At 35.4% G+C, this 21,646-nt stretch carries 20 protein-coding genes, 1 other RNA gene and 1 riboswitch; of the genes, 15 read left to right on the top strand and 6 right to left on the bottom strand.

Annotated elements, in window-relative coordinates; all coding sequences use genetic code 11:
* Positions 1-238: 238 nt before the first annotated feature.
* From GOQ17_RS01465 to holA, 3 genes are read right to left on the bottom strand one after another with little or no spacing between them, the layout of a single operon-like run.
* The gene (locus GOQ17_RS01465; protein WP_159633766.1) at positions 239-445 is read right to left on the bottom strand and encodes a YwbE family protein; all 207 of its coding nucleotides are present in this window, start codon (positions 443-445) and stop codon (positions 239-241) included.
* Between the two features lie 3 nt (positions 446-448).
* Positions 449-1,018 carry a hypothetical protein gene (locus GOQ17_RS01470; RefSeq protein ID WP_159633769.1) on the bottom strand — a complete coding sequence of 190 codons (570 nt, stop codon included), beginning with the start codon at positions 1,016-1,018 and terminating at the stop codon, positions 449-451.
* 13 nt (positions 1,019-1,031) lie between these two features.
* Complete coding sequence (gene holA / locus GOQ17_RS01475) at positions 1,032-2,042, bottom strand: DNA polymerase III subunit delta (RefSeq protein ID WP_159633772.1); 1,011 nt, start codon at positions 2,040-2,042, stop codon at positions 1,032-1,034.
* 101 nt (positions 2,043-2,143) lie between these two features.
* On the opposite strand from holA, the gene GOQ17_RS01480 reads away from it, so the two are divergent.
* From GOQ17_RS01480 to GOQ17_RS01530, 11 genes are all read left to right on the top strand, one after another.
* Complete coding sequence (locus GOQ17_RS01480) at positions 2,144-2,605, top strand: type I restriction enzyme HsdR N-terminal domain-containing protein (RefSeq protein ID WP_159633775.1); 462 nt, start codon at positions 2,144-2,146, stop codon at positions 2,603-2,605.
* A gap of 73 nt (positions 2,606-2,678) precedes the next feature.
* On the top strand, positions 2,679-3,380 hold the full coding sequence (locus GOQ17_RS01485) for an ATP-dependent Clp protease proteolytic subunit (protein WP_159633778.1): 702 nt from the start codon (positions 2,679-2,681) through the stop codon (positions 3,378-3,380).
* A 1-nt stretch (position 3,381) separates the two neighbouring features.
* Entirely contained in the window at positions 3,382-4,629 is a 1,248-nt protein-coding gene (gene clpX, locus GOQ17_RS01490; protein ID WP_159633781.1) for an ATP-dependent Clp protease ATP-binding subunit ClpX, read from the top strand.
* A gap of 65 nt (positions 4,630-4,694) precedes the next feature.
* The gene (locus GOQ17_RS01495; RefSeq protein ID WP_159633784.1) at positions 4,695-5,513 is read left to right on the top strand and encodes an AMP nucleosidase; all 819 of its coding nucleotides are present in this window, start codon (positions 4,695-4,697) and stop codon (positions 5,511-5,513) included.
* 171 nt (positions 5,514-5,684) lie between these two features.
* A riboswitch (SAM riboswitch) is annotated at positions 5,685-5,798 on the top strand.
* A gap of 223 nt (positions 5,799-6,021) precedes the next feature.
* Positions 6,022-7,329, top strand: coding sequence for an O-acetylhomoserine aminocarboxypropyltransferase/cysteine synthase family protein (locus GOQ17_RS01500; RefSeq protein WP_159633787.1), 1,308 nt, complete (start codon positions 6,022-6,024; stop codon positions 7,327-7,329).
* Between the two features lie 69 nt (positions 7,330-7,398).
* Complete coding sequence (locus GOQ17_RS01505) at positions 7,399-8,580, top strand: homoserine dehydrogenase (protein WP_159633791.1); 1,182 nt, start codon at positions 7,399-7,401, stop codon at positions 8,578-8,580.
* A gap of 297 nt (positions 8,581-8,877) precedes the next feature.
* Complete coding sequence (locus GOQ17_RS01510; protein WP_159633794.1) at positions 8,878-12,000, top strand: SusC/RagA family TonB-linked outer membrane protein; 3,123 nt, start codon at positions 8,878-8,880, stop codon at positions 11,998-12,000.
* A gap of 16 nt (positions 12,001-12,016) precedes the next feature.
* Complete coding sequence (locus GOQ17_RS01515) at positions 12,017-13,972, top strand: RagB/SusD family nutrient uptake outer membrane protein (protein WP_159633797.1); 1,956 nt, start codon at positions 12,017-12,019, stop codon at positions 13,970-13,972.
* A 29-nt stretch (positions 13,973-14,001) separates the two neighbouring features.
* Entirely contained in the window at positions 14,002-15,276 is a 1,275-nt protein-coding gene (locus GOQ17_RS01520; protein ID WP_159633800.1) for a DUF4959 domain-containing protein, read from the top strand.
* A gap of 9 nt (positions 15,277-15,285) precedes the next feature.
* The gene (locus GOQ17_RS01525; protein ID WP_201288482.1) at positions 15,286-16,965 is read left to right on the top strand and encodes a DUF4998 domain-containing protein; all 1,680 of its coding nucleotides are present in this window, start codon (positions 15,286-15,288) and stop codon (positions 16,963-16,965) included.
* 216 nt (positions 16,966-17,181) lie between these two features.
* Complete coding sequence (locus tag GOQ17_RS01530; RefSeq protein WP_159633803.1) at positions 17,182-17,358, top strand: hypothetical protein; 177 nt, start codon at positions 17,182-17,184, stop codon at positions 17,356-17,358.
* Positions 17,359-17,393: 35 nt separating this feature from the next.
* On the opposite strand, the gene GOQ17_RS01535 is transcribed toward GOQ17_RS01530, so the two are convergent.
* A complete protein-coding gene (locus GOQ17_RS01535; RefSeq protein ID WP_159633806.1) occupies positions 17,394-18,755 on the bottom strand; it encodes a sigma-54-dependent transcriptional regulator in 1,362 nt (453 codons plus the stop codon).
* Positions 18,756-18,811: 56 nt separating this feature from the next.
* Positions 18,812-19,185: RNase P RNA component class A (rnpB, locus tag GOQ17_RS01540), an RNA gene on the bottom strand.
* 170 nt (positions 19,186-19,355) lie between these two features.
* Here rnpB and GOQ17_RS01545 point away from each other — a divergent pair.
* Genes GOQ17_RS01545 through GOQ17_RS01560 form a run of 4 tightly spaced genes read left to right on the top strand, consistent with a single transcriptional unit; the run spans position 19,356 to position 21,276 of the window.
* The gene (locus tag GOQ17_RS01545) at positions 19,356-19,730 is read left to right on the top strand and encodes a DoxX family protein (protein ID WP_159633809.1); all 375 of its coding nucleotides are present in this window, start codon (positions 19,356-19,358) and stop codon (positions 19,728-19,730) included.
* A 24-nt stretch (positions 19,731-19,754) separates the two neighbouring features.
* Positions 19,755-20,195 carry a VOC family protein gene (locus GOQ17_RS01550; RefSeq protein ID WP_159633812.1) on the top strand — a complete coding sequence of 147 codons (441 nt, stop codon included), beginning with the start codon at positions 19,755-19,757 and terminating at the stop codon, positions 20,193-20,195.
* Positions 20,196-20,206: 11 nt separating this feature from the next.
* Complete coding sequence (locus tag GOQ17_RS01555) at positions 20,207-20,746, top strand: DUF1697 domain-containing protein (RefSeq protein ID WP_159633815.1); 540 nt, start codon at positions 20,207-20,209, stop codon at positions 20,744-20,746.
* Between the two features lie 11 nt (positions 20,747-20,757).
* Positions 20,758-21,276, top strand: coding sequence for an SRPBCC family protein (locus GOQ17_RS01560; RefSeq protein ID WP_159633818.1), 519 nt, complete (start codon positions 20,758-20,760; stop codon positions 21,274-21,276).
* A 23-nt stretch (positions 21,277-21,299) separates the two neighbouring features.
* On the opposite strand, the gene GOQ17_RS01565 is transcribed toward GOQ17_RS01560, so the two are convergent.
* Positions 21,300-21,635: a HopJ type III effector protein gene (locus GOQ17_RS01565; protein WP_159633820.1), complete on the bottom strand. Its 336-nt coding sequence runs from the start codon at positions 21,633-21,635 to the stop codon at positions 21,300-21,302.
* Between the last annotated feature and the right edge of the window lie 11 nt (positions 21,636-21,646).

The raw sequence follows: 21,646 nt of genomic DNA on the forward strand, positions 1-21,646 counted from the left end.
ATTGTAGTAAAAAATAAATTATTCATTTTGTAGCGTTTGATCATTCAATATTTTTGGACACAAAAAAAGCCCTAATGGGCTAAACGTATCAAATATATGATATTTCAATGTTTACATTGATGTTGATTGTATCATTTACCGGGTCAAAAGTATCAAATTTCACGGGAGACAAAGGTAGAAATAAAAAGTAAAAATTCAAAAGCAAAATATAAAAATTAAGAGGGCATATTGAATATTTTTAAAAATCATCATCAATAATTTCTTGCACTCTACCTATTTGACCATCCGTCAATCTTACTTTAATTCCACGATGATGAAATGTTGCAGATGTCAACAAATCTTTAACTATCCCTTCAGTCAACTCGCCTGATCGCTGATCCTTCTTTAGCACGATATTAACCAACATTCCTGGCTTTATATCAGCTCTTGTTTTACCGTCTTTCATCAGTTATTTTATCATTAAACCAACAGAAATATTGAAATGTTGGTGTTGAAAATCTTTCAAATAAATATTTTTAGTTAATTGCTGATATCCATATACTGCAGATACAGTCCAACTTGTTTTTGCAGGGCGTTCATGCAAATAAAAGAACCCTGCTTTGAACAACACTCCTTTGTCATATTGCGCACTCAATTTTGGTGCATAACCAGCATTTGCTAAAATTCCAATCTTAGAACTCGCATTGAATTCTCCAAAAGGCAAGCGACCGTCTATAAATATTGGAAATAAATTTTGGTCATAAGAATACTTTTTGTCACCAAAATCATCATGATGCGGATCATTAGTCTCATAAGTTCCTTTAAATCTTTCATTTCCTAATCCTAAACCCAAATAAGCACGGTCATTATAGTTTTTACCAAAAATAAAGTGTGCAGAATATCCATTGAAAGCACCTTTATAACCTTCATTGGCAAATCCCAAATTTCCACCACCTTGTATAATGGTATAGTACGATGACTGCGCATTTGCTAACATCGTTCCGCTTATCAAAGCTATAGCAAATAAGAATTTTTTCATATGTATTCTATAATTAATTTAAAATTTTGAAAATCATTTCCCGCATCAAATCCCCATCCGTAGTATTCGGACCAGCGTCCAATCCTTTAAATTTCAAATCATAATCTTTCAATATGTTCATGATATGAAATAGCTTTAATTTATTAAAATTGCGAGCTGCATATTCATAGTCTTTCACGAAAAATGGATTTACACCTAGTTCTTTAGCAGCTGCTGATTTATCTGTAAGATAATGGTATTTCAACACCTTAGAAAAATAACTGTATAATGTCCCCATAACCAACACCACGGGATTGGATTTGGGATTAGCCGCAAAATAATCGACTATTTGAATAGCCTTCAAAGCATCGCGCTTACCTAAAGCATTATTCAACTCAAAAACATTGAAATCTTTACTAATGCCAATATTTTGTTCAATATCCTGTACAGTAATCTCTCTCTCTTTGGATACATTTAATATTAGCTTCTGAACTTCATTCGCAACTTTTGATAAATCCGTACCTATATACTCGGCCATTAAAGCTGCTGCTTGCGGATGAATTTTATGTCCTTGACTTTGTATCTCGTCTATAATCCAGGGCGCGACTTTATTGTCATAAAGCTTTTCTGACTCAAAAGCGATTCCAGCCTTTTCGATAGCTTTATATAACTTCGTACGCTTATCGAATTTACCGTGTTTATAGGCGAAGACTAAAATGGTAGTCGGTGTTAGATTTTCGACATATTTGGCCAACATTTCTACGCCATCCTCACCCTTCCACTTCAATCCTTGAGCTTCTTTTATAATGATGACTTGGTAATCACTCATCATCGGATAGCGTTTGGCAGCGCTGATGATAGTTGCAAAATCCACATCTTTACCATACAATATGGTCTGGTCAAAACCTTTTTGAGCGTCATTGAGTACAGAATGTTCTATCGCATCACAAATCACATCAATATAATGCGATTCTTCTCCATGCAACAAATACAATGGTTTGTATTTGCGTTGTTTTATTGCGCTAAGTATTTCTTGTACTTTCATAACATCGCGAAATTAACTATTTCTAATGAAACATTCGTCGAATGTATAAGAATGAAAAATTATCAATTTCTAATTACATATACATTTGCGTATATTTGTATATGTTTAGTCCTGTTCCATTGAACTTACCTCCTACTTCACTTAAACTTTCACGCGCTAACAATAAGATTTACATCTTTGATGTATTGCGTAAAAAGAATTTGGTATTGACACCAGAAGAATGGGTAAGGCAACATTGGGTACATTTCTTGCATAAATATAAGAATTACCCCAAATCGTTGATGAAAATAGAAGGTGGCCTTGTATTGAATGATTTACAAAAACGTTCTGACTTAATTATTTACAATAATAAAGGAGAGAAAATAATATTGGCGGAATTTAAAGCACCTGAGGTGAAGATAAATGCAAAAACATTTGAACAAATCAGCGCTTACAATAGCAAGCACAAAATTCCTTTGTTATTGGTAAGTAATGGATTAGAACATTACTTTTGCAAAATCAATTTTGAAGACAATAGCTATGAGTTTATAGCCGATCTTCCAAATTACATTTTAGAGACATAAATTATTATAGTTTTTAAACAAAAAGCATTTATATTTAGTCTTTAATTTTAGGTTTATTGAAAAATAGAAAAACATGAATATAGATAAAAACGAATTCAGAAAATATGCGATCAAACACCACAGAATTGGAAGTCAACATGTGGATGGTTTTATCTCACGAGTAGAAACTAAAATGCCTACTAACTTGACACCTTACATCGTAGAAGAGCGTCAATTGAATGTAGCACAAATGGATGTATTCTCCCGCTTGATGATGGATCGTATTATCTTCTTAGGTGACGGAATTAACGATCAAGTAGCAAACATTATTCAAGCTCAATTGTTATTCTTGCAGTCTACTGATGCGAAAAGAGATATTCAGATTTATATCAACTCTCCAGGCGGTAGCGTATATGCAGGGCTAGGTATCTATGATACGATGCAATATATTACACCGGATGTAGCAACTATCTGTACAGGTATTGCAGCATCAATGGGTGCTGTTTTATTAGTTGCTGGCGCAAAAGGTAAACGTGCTGCATTAAGACACTCGCGTGTGATGATTCACCAACCATCAGGTGGCGCTCAAGGGGTAGCTGCAGATATGGAAATCAACTTGCGTGAGATGATGAAATTGAAAGAAGAATTATACACTATCATTTCTGAGCATTCAGGTCAGTCATATGAGTGGGTTGAAAAATCTTCTGATCGTGATTATTGGATGAAAGCGGCAGAAGCCAAAGAATTTGGAATGATTGATGAGGTCTTAGCACCAAGAAAAGATATTATTAAATAAGATGAGTAAAAATCAAAAAGATATACAATGCTCTTTTTGTGGCATCAGCAAAAATGAAGCTTTAATGCTTATTGCTGGTGACGGAGCACATATCTGTGATCGTTGTGTGACTCAGGCGGGAGAAATCTTAGCAGAAGAACTAAATCAACGTAAAAACAAATCTTTACAGACGACATTAAAACTAATTCGTCCGCTAGAGATCAAGCAGCATTTAGATCAATATGTCATCGGTCAAGACGATGCAAAAAAGGTTATTTCAGTAGCAGTATACAATCACTACAAAAGATTGAACCAAAAATCTTCTGCTGATGAAACTGAGATTGAAAAATCCAACTTGATTATCGTTGGTGAAACTGGTACAGGTAAAACATTATTAGCAAAAACAGTTGCTAAAATATTGAATGTACCTTTCTCAATTGTAGATGCTACGGTATTGACAGAAGCTGGTTATGTGGGTGAAGACGTAGAAAGTATCTTGACAAGATTGTTGCAAGCAGCGGATTACGATGTAGCTGCTGCCGAACGAGGTATTATCTACATTGATGAGATTGACAAAATTGCTCGTAAGAGTGACAATCCATCTATCACACGTGATGTATCTGGCGAAGGTGTACAACAAGCGTTGTTAAAAATCTTGGAAGGCACAAATGTGAACGTACCACCTCAAGGTGGTCGTAAACACCCTGACCAAAAAATGATTTCTGTCAACACTAGTAACATCCTATTTATCTGTGGTGGTGCATTTGATGGTATTCAAAAGAAAATTGCTAACCGTTTAAGAACGCAGACTGTAGGTTTCAAAATGTTAGAAGAAGAGGAAGATGTTGATTTGAACAATCTGTACAAATATATCACACCTCAAGATTTGAAAAACTTTGGATTAATCCCAGAGTTGATTGGTCGTCTTCCAGTATTGACACATTTGAATCCTTTGGATAAAGAGACGTTGTTAAGCATCTTGACAGAACCTAAAAACGCTTTAATCAAACAATATATTAAGTTGTTTGAATACGAAGGCGTTGATTTAGTTTTTGACAAAGAAGTCTACAAATTCATTGTTGACAAAGCTTGGGAATTCAAATTGGGTGCACGTGGATTACGTAGCATTTGTGAAGCGATAATGCTGGATGCTATGTTTGAGATTCCATCTAGCAAAGAGTCGAGTGAGGACAAGACGCTACATATTACGCTTGATTATGCGAAAAAGAAATTTGCTAAATCAGATATTAAGAAGTTAAAAGTAGCCTAGAGATATGAATCCCTCACCTAAAAAAGTGAGGGATTTTTGTTATATTAAAACATAAAAACTGTATTATGACGAAAAAACAAAAATCAGTTGAAAGCCCTATTACGCCAGGGCTAAAATCAAAAGATGAAATAGTAGAAAATTGGTTACCACGCTACACAGGTAAACCGTTAGAGGAATTTGGGGAATATATTTTATTAACTAATTTCTCCAAATATGTCAAAATGTTTTCAGCCATGCATGATGATGCACCTATCTATGGTGAAGATAAAGCAATGCAGGCTTGTACTGCCAATGGAATTACTTTAATAAACTTCGGAATGGGAAGTCCGATGGCTGCCACAGTAATGGACTTATTAACAGCAATCGACCCAAAAGCTGTACTTTTCTTAGGGAAAACTGGTGGATTAAAAAAGAAAATTGCTGTAGGTGAACTCATTCTTCCTATTGCAGCTATTCGAGGAGAAGGTACATCCAACGATTATTTTCCGCCAGAAGTTCCCTCACTCCCATCCTTTGCTTTGCAAAAAGCCATTTCGACGACAATAAGAGACCATGAACGTGATTATTGGACTGGGACAGTTTATACAACTAACCGTCGCGTATGGGAGCACGATAAAGCATTTAAAAAGTATTTGAAATCCATCCGTGCTATGGCTGTCGATATGGAAACTGCAACTATCTTTAGCGTTGGATTTGCGAATAAAATTCCAACGGGGGCTTTATTATTAGTTTCAGACCAGCCAATGGTACCAGAAGGCGTTAAAACCGCAGCATCTGATTTGTCTGTAACTGAAAAATTTGTCGAAACGCATTTAAACATTGGTATAGATGCATTGAAACAATTAATTAACAATGGTCTTACTGTTAAGCATCTAAAATTTTAGAATGATGAAACAAATAGTCAACCCAACCTAGATAAAGTTCAATCCTACCGATTGAACTTTATTTTTTTGCTGTTACCTGCCAAATAATTTTAAATAATTAAAATTTCTATTATATTTGTCGAGTACTTTTATAGAGTACATCTAATCAATACCTTTCTAGTAATAGGTCTTGATTTATAAAGAAGTGGCGAGAGACTGGCTCAATGACCCACTGGCAACCTTCAATAAAGATTGAAAAGGTGCCAAGTCCTGTCTAAGACAATATTGTTTTGGAGCATATAAATGATAAAAGACTATGACAAATTTTACAAATTCTTCCAATTTTGATATTGCTGTATTGAATCAGCAAGGAAAATTCTTATTATCCAATAATTTATTATCTATCCGAATGCGGTAGTCGTCGGTATTTACCCTGTTTACACATTGGCATTACTAACATGACGACCACAATTCCGCTTTATTGATAGATTTAATATATATTTAATAACCTAAAAAAACAGAAAAGAAAATGGCTGAGAATAAAAATTTAAAATTCGAAACTTTACAAGTTCACGCAGGACAAGATGTAGACCCTACAACTGGCTCAAGAGCAGTTCCTATTTACCAAACATCATCATACGTATTCGAAAATGCAGAACATGGTGCAAATCTATTTGCATTAAAGCAATTTGGAAACATCTATACACGTATCATGAATCCTACGACAGATGTATTCGAAAAGAGAATTGCATCTTTAGAAGGTGGTGTAGCTGCTTTAGCAGTAGCATCAGGACAAGCAGCTCAATTTATTGCATTGAACAATATTTTAGAGAGTGGTGATAATTTTGTAGCTGGCTCAAACTTGTACGGTGGTACATACAATCAATTTAAGGTAGCTTTCAAAAGATTAGGTATTGATGTTCGCTTTGCTGCTGATTCGGATGCAGATAATATCGAAGCATTGATTGATGATAAAACCAAAGCTATTTACGTAGAAACTATTGGTAACCCAAGCTATAATATTCCTGATTTTGAGAAAATTGCTGCAGTTGCACGCAAACATGATTTGCCATTAATCGTAGATAACACGTTTGGTGCTGGTGGTTATTTATTCAAACCACTAGAGCATGGTGCAAATGTAGTGGTGGAATCGGCAACAAAATGGATTGGTGGTCACGGAACAAGTATTGGTGGTGTAATCATTGATGGTGGAAATTACAACTGGGGAAATGGTAAATTCAAGCAATTCTCAGAGCCATCAGAAGGTTACCATGGATTAGTTTTCTCAGATGTTTTTGGTGAAAATGGTCCTTTCGGAAATATTCAATTCGCAATTCGTGCTCGTGTAGAAGGTCTGAGAGATTTTGGTCCTGCCCTATCTCCTTTCAACTCATTCCTATTATTGCAAGGATTAGAAACATTATCTCTTCGCGTACAAAGACACGTCGATAACGCATTAGAAATCGCTCAATGGTTGGAGGCACATCCACAAGTGGAAAAAGTAAGCTATCCAGGATTGAAAAGTCATCCTCATCACCAAAACGCAAAAAAATATTTGAAAAATGGATACGGCGCAGTTCTTTCATTCTCTATCAAAGGTGGGGCAGAAAAAGCTGACCAATTCATCGACGCATTGGAATTAGTAAGCCATTTGGCAAATGTAGGTGACGCAAAATCATTAATCATTCACCCTTCAGCTACTACTCACCAACAGTTGAGTGCTGAGGAACAAGCTAAAGCAGGTGTTTATCCTGGTTCATTGCGTCTTTCAGTAGGTATCGAGCATATTGATGACATCAAAGCGGATTTAGAACAAGCTTTCGAAAAAATTAAGTAGTCAAATAGAATACTTAATTTTTTGAGGAATATATACATTACGAGAGGGAATAGAAATTTTAAAAAATATATGAGTAAGAAACTTACTATCGGAATGTTCGGGTTTGGCGTTGTCGGACAAGGACTTTACGATATTATTAAGACAAAAAACTTAAACTTAGAGATTAAAAAATTCGTGATTAAGAATGCGGACAAAAAGAGAAGTTTGCCTGCTGATTTATTCACAACGGATGCGAATGTAATCTTGGATGACCCTGAAATTAATACAGTAGTTGAATTGATTGATGATGCGGATGCCGCATTTGAAATCACTAAGAAAGCTCTTTCTTCTGGAAAAAATGTGGTATCTGCAAACAAAAAAATGATTGCAACACATTTGGAAGAATTGACTGAGATACAACAACAATATGGCACTTCTTTATTGTACGAAGGAGCAGTATGTGGTAGTATTCCTATCATTCGTAATTTGGAAGAATATTATGATAATGAACTTTTACATTCTGTAAGTGGTATTTTCAATGGTTCTTCAAATTATATTTTATCAAAAATTTTCAACGAAGGTCAAAGTTATGCCGATGCTTTGAAAAAAGCACAAGAATTAGGCTTTGCCGAAACTAATCCTATATTGGATGTAGGCGGATTTGACCCTAAATACAAATTGACTATCGTAGCCTCACATGCGTACGGTTTGTTTGTGAATCCAGAAACGATTTTGAATCTTGGTATTGATAGATTGAACGATAATGATATTCGCTATGCGAAAGAGAAAAACTTTAAAATCAAATTGATTCCTTTCGCCAAAGAAATCAGCAACAGTGAAGTGGTGTTATATGTATTGCCAAGATTTATCACGAAAGACAATATTCTTTATAATGTAGAGAATGAAAATAATGGCGTATTGGTAAAAGCAGCTTTCGCTGACGAGCAATTCTTTTATGGAAAAGGTGCTGGTGGTCACCCAACGGGTTCTGCTGTACTTTCAGACATTGCAGCATTGCGTTACGATTACCGCTATGAATACAAGAAACACTTGGATTCACAAGAACTGCAGTATTCGACCAACTATGATTTGAAAGTATATTTCCGCTACCAAGATGACGATTTGTTAGAAAATATTGAATTTAAATCTATCACAGAACGTTTTTATGGTGAAAATTCAAAATATGTAATCGGATATATCAATTTACAAGAGATAATTGATAAACGTGAACTTATCAATCAAGATGGAAATTTTTTAGCTGAGATTTCTTAAATAAACTTATCTTCAAAACGCAAAAATCCCGATCTATAGAGGTCGGGATTTTTGCGTTTTAACCATTTCCAATTATTAAAAATTATTAAACAATTAGCCTCGTTAGCTATGTATTTACTCTATAAAACACCCTTTATAAATAAAAAGAAAAAATATCTATACTTATTTCAGCTAAACCGATAAAGTTTAAAAATTATTTTAACAAAATTCCTAAACAAAATTATTTGTTTTAAAAGTTTTCTGTTGTATATTTATTTTAATTAACCATTTACTAATTACAGCTATCAATTCTATTTTATGAAAAAAGCTCAGCAAAAATTGTTGATTCTTTTATTCTTCTTGACAGTTCCTATTTACGTATTCTCCCAAAAACAAATCACAGGCGTTGTTAAAAATGGGTCAAACGGAGAGTTAATCGGAGGTGTTAGTGTATTGAAGAATAAAATTACCTCAACCCAAACCAATGCCAATGGTGAATTTCAAGTTACTGCTAATGTAGGTGACAGTTTAACATTCACGTACGTAGGAATGAAAACCCAGAGTATTGCCGTTGACCAACGGAATATACTCGAAATTTTATTGTATGAAGACGGCAGTGCGATTGATGAAGTTACCGTAGTGGCATTCGGTACGCAAAAGAAATCAAGCGTTGTAGGTGCGATAACTACCGTCAAAGCCTCAGATTTAAAAATACCTGCTTCCAATCTTACCGGCTCATTTGCTGGTCGAATTCCTGGGGTCATTTCCTACCAAACATCTGGTGAACCTGGAGCAGATAATGCACAATTTTTTATTCGTGGTGTAACAACATTTGGTTACCAAACATCGCCCTTGATCTTAATCGATGGATTTGAAGCTACTACCGACAATTTAGCGAGACTACAACCGGACGATATCGAGAGTTTCTCAATTCTAAAAGATGCATCGGCTACGGTACTCTACGGAGCAAGGGGTGCAAATGGTATTATCATGGTAACTACAAAATCAGGTCGAGAAGGCCCTGTATCCATGAATGCACGTGTTGATGTCAATACGGCTATGCCTACTAAAATGATCGATATGATTGATGGAGTTAGCTATATGCGTTTGTACAATCAAGCACAATTGACTCGTCAGCCTATACTTGGATCATACTATTCAGAACAAAAAATCCAGTCCACGCTTAATGGTGAAGATGGAATGATTTATCCAAATATTGACTGGTATAATACATTATTTAATAAATCAACCACCAACACCAAGGCAAATGTGAATTTATCAGGTGGTGGACAGGTAGCAACGTATTATGTTTCTACTGGTTTTGATAAAGAAACTGGACTTTTGAAAGTAGATAATAGAAATAACTTTAATAATAACATCGATATAAATCGATTATTCATTCGATCAAATGTTATTTTCAAACTAACAAAAACTACTACGTTAGACACTCGTATACAAGGAAGATTTGAGCGTTATACTGGCCCGTACCAGTCAGCTTCAAATATTTTCCGCATGACAATGAATAGTAATCCAGTGGATTTCCCTGCGGTATATAAGCCTGATGCAGCCAATGAATTTACAGAGCATGTTCTTTTTGGAAATTCATTTGTAACAGGTTCACTTAAATCGAACCCTTACGCCGAAATGGTACGAGGTTTTGAAGATCGTAATGAAAGTAGCATCATCGCACAAGCTACATTATCCCAAGATTTGGGATTCATAACAGAGGGATTAAAAATTCAAGGTAAAGCATCTGTCAGCACATGGAGTAAATATGCTAGTAGACGTACTTATAACCCGTTTTATTATGATTTAGAAAGTTACAATCAGATTACTGGAGAATTTAAGCTTTATCCTCTAAATCCAACAACAGGCCAATCTTACCTGGGAAATGTGATCCCTAATAGAGATGCAAATGGCCATTACTATTTTGAAGCTCGATTGAATTGGAATAGATCTTTTGGTTCACATAATATTGGAGCCATGACTGTAGGTATGATGGAAGAAAAGCTATTGACGGCAGGAAATAGTACATCCATCTACGAAACATTACCTGAAAAAAACATGGGTAATTCAGGCCGTCTGACGTATGATTATGACAATAAATACTTTGCCGAAGCAAGTTATGGTTTTAATGGGTCAGAAAAATTCACTGGAGAAAAGCGTTATGGATTTTTCCCTTCATTTGGTGTAAGTTGGTTAATGTCTAATGAAACATTTTTCGAACCACTAAAACCTGCAATCAGTTCATTAAAAGTCCGCGGTACTTGGGGGCTTGTGGGTAATGACGCTATTTCGGGTCGCGCAGGTCGCTTCTTCTACTTATCAGATATCTCTATGGGCGGTGGAGCCTATCGTTGGGGCACATCATTTATGAATGCTTATGATGGATATTCTGTAAATAGATATGCCAACCCAGATATCACTTGGGAACAATCCGAAAAATGGAATTTAGGAGCTGAAATTAATTTCATGAATGAATCACTTAAATTGACTGCTGATTTTTTCAAAGATGTACGTAGTAAAATTTATATGAACAGAGAAAACTTCCCTGCCTCAGCAGGTCTGGAAGCAAGTGTGAGTGGTAATGTGGGACAAGTTAGTTCTCAAGGTTTTGATGGCTCATTGGATTACATGAAGAATTTAAATGAAAATTTTTGGATTTCTGGACGCGCCAACTTTACATACGCTGTCAATAAGCTAGATGAATTGGATGAAAGAGATTATCCTGACGCTTATCTAAAACGTAGAGGTCAAAATATCAACCAACAATGGGGATTGCTTGCAGAACGTTTATTCGTGGATGAAGAAGAGATCAGAAACTCTCCAAAACAAGATTTTGGTGAATATATGGCTGGTGATATTAAATATAAAGATATTAATGGTGACGGTATTATTAACAGTAATGACCGTATCGCTATGGGTTTCCCTACAGTACCTGAGATACAATATGGTTTTGGCATGTCAATGGGATATAAATCTTTTGATTTCTCCTTTTTCTTACAAGGAAATGCCAATGTAAGCTTCTTTATAAATTCAACAGCTGAATCCAACCTTGCAACAGGTGCTTACGGAATAGCTCCTTTTGCAAATAGAAGAAATGCACTTTCTATAATAGCAGAGGATTACTGGAGCGAAACAAATCCTAATATCCATGCCTTCTGGCCAAGACTATCCACAAACCCTGTCAATAATAATATACAACAATCATCATGGTGGATGCGTGATGGCTCTTTCTTACGACTAAAATCTCTTGAAATAGGGTATAGCCCTAAAAACTTAAAGCGTTTTGGATTGAACAAAGGAAGTCGTATTTACTTCAGTGGAGAGAATTTGTTTGTGACAAGTCCATTCAAACTTTGGGATCCTGAAATGGGCAGAAACGGATTAGGATATCCTCCAAACAAGAGATTCAATGTAGGTATTCAATTAGTCTATTAATTAAAAGAACCGAAAAATGAAATCATTAAAATATTTATTATTAGCAACTGCCATAGGTTTAGGTTCTTGTACGAAGTATCTAGATGTAGTTCCTGATAACACGTTAAAATTAGAAGATATATTTACTTTAAAGGAAGATGCATATAATGCACTTGCCAAAGTCTACAGTTATCTGCCAAATGACGAACGCACCCACGTGACAACATGGACATTGGGGGATGAATATGTAGGAAGATTAGACTTGAATAATACTACAAGTGATTTGAGAGCGATTCGTATTATGCGAGGCTTACAATCTCAGACAGACCCTCAACTAGGTTTCTGGTCTGGCTCACAAGGTGGTAAACCCTTATATATAGCTATACGACAAGCCGATGTTTTTTTGGCAAATATTGACAAGGTAAAAGACATGTCTGAGGTGGAGATTGCCGATTGGAAAGCACAAGTGACGTTCTTAAAAGCATATTTCGCCTTCTTACTTGTACAGCAATATGGGCCTATCGTAATTCCTGAAACGACAGCTTCCCCAGAATCTAAAAAAGAAGAGTTATTCTTGCCAAGAAAAAAGGTAGAAGAATGCTTTACTTACATTCTTGATTTGATGAATCAAGCAATTCCAAATTTGACAGAAAGAGCAACATCAAATAACCTTGGTCAAATTGATCAAGTCGCAGCAAAAGCTATAAAAGCTCGTGTATTATTTTTCAGAGCCAGTCCATTCTTTAATGGAAATCGTGAATATTTTGGTGACTTCATGGATAAAGATGGACAACCATTCTTTCCAATGGAAGTTAAAAATGAAAAGTGGCAAGAAGCACTAGTTGCTATAAATGATGCGATTTCTACTGCAGAAGAAAACGGATTAGGCTTATATAAATTCGAAAAAGAACCATTTATATATGATAGACCAGCTTTTCTTGAGAATAATGAACGAATGAAAAAGCTATATGATTTGCGTATGCTAATTGTAGACCCTTGGAATAAAGAATTAGTATGGGGTAACTCAAATTTAGATTATTATAATCAAGGTGAGCTTGCGCACTCAACAAATATACGCCTACCTGAAGGATACGGTGATGGTGTAGTGAATACTGCAGCATATTCTTGGCAATGGATGGCTGCTACATATGCTATGGCTGAACGTTATTATACCGAGAATGGTTTACCTATAGAAGAAGATTTGACCTACGATTTCAACAATCGACATGAAATAATAAGAACGCCTGGCATGACTGATCCTGCTTATACACACTGGAACGGTTATATGCAACCTGGCGCAGAGACTATCAAATTATATATGAATAGGGAACCGAGATTTTATGCAAATCTTGGTATTACAGCAGGATACTGGAGGGCGCACGCAGTACGTATAAACACGATGATGTACGGTAACTCTCACGGCGGTTACAATTCATCGCAGCATACTACAGATTTCTTGGCGACAGGTATCGGAACGCAAAAAATGGTACATCCAGAATCTCAGTCAAACGCTTGGCAACGTACAATCAAATTTCCATATCCAATAGTACGTATGGCTGATCTCTATTTAATGAAAGCAGAAGCAATGAATGAGTTTTCAGGGCCATCACAAGCAGTTTACGACGAAATAAATAAAGTAAGAGAACGCGCAGGTGTTCCTAACATAGAAGATGTTTGGTCGGATCCAACTTTAGCAAGAACTGTAAATAAACATAGAACCAAAGAAGGACTACGAGATTTAATCTTAAAAGAAAGATCTATAGAATTTGCATTTGAAGGAATTCACTTTTGGGATATGTGGAGACACAAAAAAGCTACTTCAGCATTCTCATCACCAGTATGGGGTTGGACGCATACAGGAACAACAGGTTCAACTTTCTTTGTGTTAGAAGTAAAACAACAAAGAAGATTTACTATAACAGACTGTTTGTGGCCTATTAGCCTCAATGAGATGAATACGAATGGACAATTGATTCAAAACCCAGGATGGTAATTATTTGAAGATTTAAAATTGCAATTATTATGAAAACAATATATTTAGGATTCATTTACTGTCTTGTAAGTTTATGTATTCTATCTGCTTGTAAGGAGAAAGATAGATTCAAGCCTAACAGTGATGATAGCCAAGCCCCTGGCAAGATCACCTTGAAAAAATATGAACCTCTATACGGTGGCGCGAGATTTTTCTATTCATTACCTTCGGACGAAGATTTGATGAGTGTAGAAGCTATTTACACTAATAAAACTGGAAAAAAATTCACATTTGCTGCTTCTTATTTTGTTGACTCTTTAGACGTCTACGGTTTACCAGACACCGAAGAATATACGATACAATTATATGCAGTAGATAGGACAGGTAATAAATCAGAACCAGTAGATGTTAAAGTTAGACCTTTAGAACCTGCATTTAGTAGAGTAGCGAACTCAATGGTAGTAAAACCAGGGTTTAGTTCTTTCTTTATAGATTGGACGAATGAATTGAAGCAAAACATCAATGTTTATGTTGATTTTACATTTAATCAAAATGGAGAAACTAGATCATTAACTTCGGTATTTTCATCGAATCTTGAAAAAGACAGACGATTTATTAATGACTTAGTACTTCCTCCCTCCGAGAAAGTCGATGTAAAAATCAGAGTAGAAGACATCTATGGTAATATCACAGAGCCTATTTCCAAAGGACAAATCTCACTTTATGAAGACATTAAGATTCCAAAACAATCTTGGGTATTACCAAATCCGAACGATTCAGTAGGTGGTGTACCAATGGTATTTGGGAATGGTTTAGAGGGAAGAAATAGATATGTGATAGATGATATTATCGACAGAGGAGATAACTTGAATTTTATGCATACGAGTGGTCGTGGTAAAACCGGCAGAACTTCAGATGGTAATATGCCGTGGAACTTTATTATAGACTTAGGAGATTATTATGAATTGAGTCGAATTGTTACCGTGCAGAGGCACTCTGGTGGATTAGCTAATATATCGCGTGGCCAATACTACAGAAATGAAAATGTAGGTATTTATAATATGTACATTTGGGATGATGCAAGTGGATCTTGGGAATTTGTTTCGCAAAATAAAATAGAAGTTCCATTAGGATTGAGTGAATTGGAGTTTGTTAAAAAGGGTGAAGCAGGTGATATGGCATACATGTATCCAGATGAACCTGCTTACACAAAAAAAACTCGTTGGTTTCGATATGAAGCTGTCAAAAGTTTTAATGGAAACTACACTTTGGAAGATGCCAATTGTCTTTCCGAGATTACTCTTTATGGTAGAAAAAGTAATTAAACTTGAATTATGAAAGTTATTAAAAGAAACAGCAAATACCTATTTTTATTATGGGTGTTAGCAATGATATATTCTTGTAAAGGAATGTATGACAATGTGGAACCCTATTCAGATGAAGTAGTATACCCTGCCAAATATGATACAATTGTAAGTAAAGTAGGATTTGAGCGTGTGGAAATCGATTTGATGAAAGCTGGTCGCATTCCTTCGAGTCAAATATCAATGGGTAAATCACAAAAAACAATTATTGAATACGATAATGAAAAAATTATTATCGATTCTCTAGTGTCATGGGTCAATGTCACCAATCTCAAACAATCCAAACTTTACCGAATTCGCGTATATACAATTGACGAATACGACAACAAATCTGTACCTCAGGTTATAGCAGTTATTCCTTATACACAGAGTGATGTCGACAACTTAGTAGTATCATCACCCCGAGTATTAACCTCTCCTAATGCAGCTGTATTAGATTGGCCAACATCGTTAACCAATATTTTGTTAAATTATAGAAGTTTAGAATATGAGTACACCGATAAAAGTGGTTCAAAAATAACAGGTAAGCAAGTTAATAACCCTAGAATCTTCGCCGCTAATTTAAATGCCGGACAACCATTAAATATACTACTCAAATACAATGTTGTACCAAAAGTGAATGGAGTAGCAATACTAGATTCTGTTCAATTAAATACACCATTGACAATAAATATGCCTACAGGGTCTAGTACTTTTAATCCGGCCGAGCGAGAAATTTTAGAAGCGAATGGGATAACTAGCTTTACAGCTGATGCAGTAGCTAGTTATAAGAAATTGACTTTCCCTGTTCACACCAACACACTTCAAGATTTGTTTTATTTCGCAAACGTCGAAGAGCTTGATTTGACTGGAGGCACAATATTTCCGCTTAAAACATTAGATTATAATAGAAATGGAGTTGTAAAAACCATAGGTGGTGGCAATTACCTTCCATTCATACGTAAAGTGTCACCTATTACTGATGCCAATGCACAAACAATGGTAGATCTTTTGAATTTAGGGTTAATCAAAAAAATTAAGTATGTACCACATTCTTTGGGTATTGATCATTTATTACAACCATTCGAAAGCAAGGGTGTCATTGAATATGTCACTACACCTAATGAATCGCTTATACCAATGAATTTCTTCCTTGATGGCAAAATTCAAGACGCTTCTGCTTGGGCTTTAGATCTGCAAATCCCTGCTACATCTCCTCCTGCACCTCCTGCTGGAACAACCTTAGAAAATGTATTTAGAGTAACCATGAGAGGCAAAAATGGAACATTTGTATTTACTCTACCAAAAGAATATCGCTTTAATATACCTGAATATAGATATCTGAAATTCAAAGTATACATGCCTGCAAAATCCATTGTAAGTGGAACATACGACCCCTATCAACGATTGTGGCCTAGAATAATGAACTATCTTTGGGCATTTTCATCCGAAAGCACTTTTGGTCAAGAGGGTTCATCATTTAATGCTAATGATTTCAGAATTCCAGACAACCAATTAGAAAAGTGGACAGAAGTGACCGTAGATTTACAGTCTACCATTAATCGTCACAATAGAGTTATTGCTCTAAATATTGGTGGTGAACCAAGTTTAACATTTTCCCCACCAACTGATATGGTGTATTACTTTGCTAACTTTAGATTCTCGAAGTAATTCTTCTTATCAACATCAAAAATGAGCGGGTTTGAAATTTTTCAAACCCGCTTTTTCTGATAGGTAATACCATGGGCTTCTGAACCATTTATAAATAGTAGTTGTTTGAAATAAATAGACGCGAATGAACAGCTAAAAACAAAACGTTAAAAAGTCTTAAAACAATTGCTATTCAATCTTTAAATCATTAGATTTAGCTGTAAACATATTAAAATTATGAGGAAGTTAGGAGGCATATTTTTATTATCGATGTGGGCTAATTTGGGATCGGCGCAGACACATCAGCCAGAAGAACAAGGTTCTTCTGCCGGCTTTATTATTATTGGTGCCATACTACTTATTGTTGTTATCATTATACTTTACAATAGACAGAAGCGTAAGTTCAATCATTAACAAAAAAGAAGAGGTTGCAACCTCTTCTTTTTTAGTCAGACCCCAATTTTTTCAAGTTTATTTTTTAATTCTAACTCTGAAATTCCAATTTTTGCGGCAGTTTGACTCACATCCCCTCCATTTTTATTCAACTTGTGAGCTATAAACTTCTCTTGGGCAAAATCTAGGAAATCAGATAAGCTATCCATTCTATCCAAATCAATCATAGAAGTACCCGAACCTTTGGTATTGTGGGTAGAAACCGAAGGATTTGCAAAAATATTAACATCCGAGTCAGTGATTTCTTTTCCACTCAATATTATTAATCGCTCGACCATATTGCGGAGCTCACGAATATTCCCAGTCCACGGAAGTGCTTGCAATGCTTTCATAGCATCGGTAGTAATAGCCTTTGTTGGGATATTATAGTCTTCACAAATTTCTTCACAAAATGAAGAAGCTAAAGTCGGAATATCATCTCGACGCTCTGCCAAGGAAGGCACGTGAATCAAAATTACACTTAATCTGTGGTACAAGTCCATACGGAAATTACCTGCATCAATTTCCTTCAATAAATCCTTGTTGGTCGCTGCAATGACACGTACATCTACCGAGATTTCCTTTTCTCCTCCCACACGCGTGATTTTATTCTCTTGCAATGCACGTAACACCTTTGCTTGTGCGGACAAACTCATATCCCCTATTTCATCCAAAAATAATGTACCTCCACTTGCCTGCTCAAACTTACCAATACGTTGTTTCACCGCTGAAGTAAACGAGCCTTTTTCGTGACCAAATAATTCAGATTCAATTAATTCCGATGGAATTGCAGCACAGTTTACTTCAATCAAAGGTGCAGATGAACGATTAGACTTTTCATGAAGCCATCGTGCTACTAATTCCTTGCCCGAACCATTCGCACCCGTAATCAATACGCGAGCATCGGTTGGAGCTACTTTATCAATACTGTCTTTTATTAATGAAATACCTTGAGAATCCCCTAATATTTCTTTTGTCTTGGAAACTTTACGCTTTAAGACTTTCGTTTCCTTCACTAACGTACCCTTTTCTAAGGCATTACGTACTGTGATCAACAAACGATTCAAGTCTAATGGTTTCTCCAAAAAGTCAAAAGCACCTTTACGTGCTGCCTCTACAGCAGTTTCAATAGTTCCATGTCCAGAAATCATAATAAATGGCACATCCGAAAACTCTTTAGCTACGCTAAGAACCTCCATACCATCCATTTTATTCATTTTGATATCGCATAGCACAAGATCTATCTTATCCTTCTTCAATATCTCCAATCCATCGGCACCATTATCAACATCCAATACCTTATAATCTTCATATTCTAAGATATCTCGAAGAGAACTGCGTATTGGTCGTTCGTCATCTATAATTAAAACTGTCGCCATAGTGTGTCTGTATATTTAATTGCTGAACAAAATAAGAAAATATGCGAGAAAATCAAAAAGAAGCAAACCTTGTAAGCCGGGTTCTGTATCCTTGAGTAAGGACTTCTATCATTTATCTAGGCTTGCACTCACGCACAAGCTCCATCAACCTACCCATTGCGAGTTTTCCGAAGAAAAAAAGACGAGCAGCCTTTAATGCTCGCAACCTATTTGGTTTTTCAACACACGAGGTTTACCGTAATGCATGTCACCATACAATACCGTGAGCTCTTACCTCACATTTTCACCCTTACCAGTTGCCTGGCGGTATCTTTTCTGTGGCACTTTCTGTCTACCCGGAGGCATCCTTCCCGTTAGGAAGCGTGTCGCTCTATGTTGCCCGGACTTTCCTCTTTCCCATTTCTGAGACAGCGATAGAACCAGTTTGCTTCAGCTACAAAGTTACTGCATTATTTGAAATAAGGGTCATTTATTACACATTAATTGATTTGAGCATTAAGAAAACTTTTCCTATGTCAAGTATTTTACATAAATTTTATAATAGATTTGGGGAGTCTAAATTACTAACAATTAATCATCAACAGCTAAATATCCGAATTTATGAAAATAGTAAAGTTCATTATTTGCTTCCTATTTGGAGCAATGTTTATTAATGCTGGATTGAACAAGATATTTAATTATATCCCAACACCTGAATTGAGTGAAGAATTGACAAAAATTAATCAAGCACTTGAAACTGTAAAGTGGCTTTTGCCATTAGTTGGTATAGTACAGATAATTGGTGGAATATTATTTATAATCCCCAAAACCCGAGCATTAGGCGCAATAATGGTCTTTCCAATAATGGTGGGTATTATATGTCAACATATTTGCTATGAACCTATAGGCTTGCCATTTGCTTCAGTTTTTGCACTAATCAATCTTTGGATTATTATTGACAATAGAAATAAATATTTACCTTTAATAGAAAAGTAACCATCTTATAAACAAGAATATCCCATGGCAAAAATTCACGCTTACTTAAATTTCAACGGAAATTGCGAAGAAGCTTTCAATTTCTATAAAAACGTTTTCAATAAAGAATTCAACGGTATATATCGCTTTGGAGATATGCCTGCCGACCCTAATTATCCTCTAGCCGATGCTGACAAAAACAAAATTATGCATATCGGCATGGCTATTACGGAACATACCATGTTGATGGGATCAGACTGTTTAGAGAGTTTTGGTCAAATAGCTAAATCAGGAACTTCTGCCTATATCATGCTGGATGTTGATTCAACTGATGAAGCACAGCACATCTATAACAAACTATCAGTCAATGCACAAAACATGGAAATGGAGTTAGAAGAAACATTCTTTGCAGAACTCTTTTCCTCTTTTATAGACCAATTTGGTATTGCTTGGATGATACATTTCGAAGGCAATAAGAAGTTTTAAGCGATTAATTGATGCCAAAATACGTGATATTGCTTCGTGCGGTAAATGTCTCGGGTAAAAACATTCTCAAGATGAAAGATTTAAAACTTCATCTTGAGAAAGCTAATTTTCATCATGTGCAAACCTACATACAAAGTGGCAATATCATTCTACAATCTAAACTAGATAAATCCCAACTCAAGTCAACAATTCAACAATTGATTCAACAAAATTTTGGCTTATCCATTGATGTTTTTGTACTTAACACAGAAGATTTATTTGAAATCATACTTAAAAATCCGTTTCCTCACGATTTACCAGCAAATAAGGTTTATATAACTCTTTTGGATAATCTTCCAGAACAACAATATGTAGACAAACTTTCACAAATAGATTTTGGAAAGGAACAGTATTTCTTAGCAAATAAAACCTTTTATTTCTACACACCCGAAGGAATGGCGAATGCTAAACTATCAAATCCATTTATAGAAGCTAAACTAAAAGTAAAAGCTACTGGAAGAAATTTAAACACCATGACAAAGCTGAAAAACATGGCAGAAACATTAATCTAATTTAAATTACTATGAAAATATTGAAAGGCGTATTGGTAATATTACTTGTTTTGGTAGGGATTGTTTTGCTAATTGCAGCTATCTTACCTAAGAAATTTCACGCTGGCAGCGATATTATTGTAAATAAAAATGTAAGTGAAGTATTCAATTACCTGAAGCAAATCAAAAAACAGGGAGAATACGACAATTGGTCTCGTCAAGACCCTAATATTCAGAAAGAATATATAGGAGAAGATGGAACGATAGGATTTACGTATGTGTGGAAAAGCAAGAAAGTCGGCAACGGCAAACAAGTTATAACCTCTATTCAAAATGATAAACGCGTAGAAATGGATTTATTTTTTAACGATTCAGATAATGCGAATAAATCCTTTATTGCAGTAGATTCTATTGCGCCCAATCAAACAAAAGTCACATGGGAAATTGATGGAAAAATGCCGTATCCATTCAATATCTTGACGCTTTTTTATGACATGAGCAAAGACTTCGACCAAGGATTGGTAAATATGAAAGCCAATCTAGAAAAATAAATCAAAGAGATTAACTCTTCGATTTATTTTTCAAAAAGTACTGCATTATCAAATGAAACTGTGTCCCAACCATTAGCCATGAATTGACGAATATTTTGATGGTCATTGCCCTCCGGAGAATTTAAGACAGCATCATAATGCTCTGCAAACAAACTTAGTGTATCTTCTTTAGATAGGTTATTAATCTTAGCAAAGAATAGAACGCGAGCACTTCCTTGGTTTTCGGTTGCAGCATTTTGCTGATTACCATTTTTGAAAGCCGATGGCGTATAATTGTAATTCGCCTCGATAAACGCTAAAACATCTAGAAAGAATATTTGTTTAGCTGATAGTTGATGTAACAAATTATTTAATGACATATTACAAATAT

This window comes from Sphingobacterium composti, from assembly GCF_009829075.1.
Lineage (GTDB): Bacteria > Bacteroidota > Bacteroidia > Sphingobacteriales > Sphingobacteriaceae > Sphingobacterium > Sphingobacterium composti.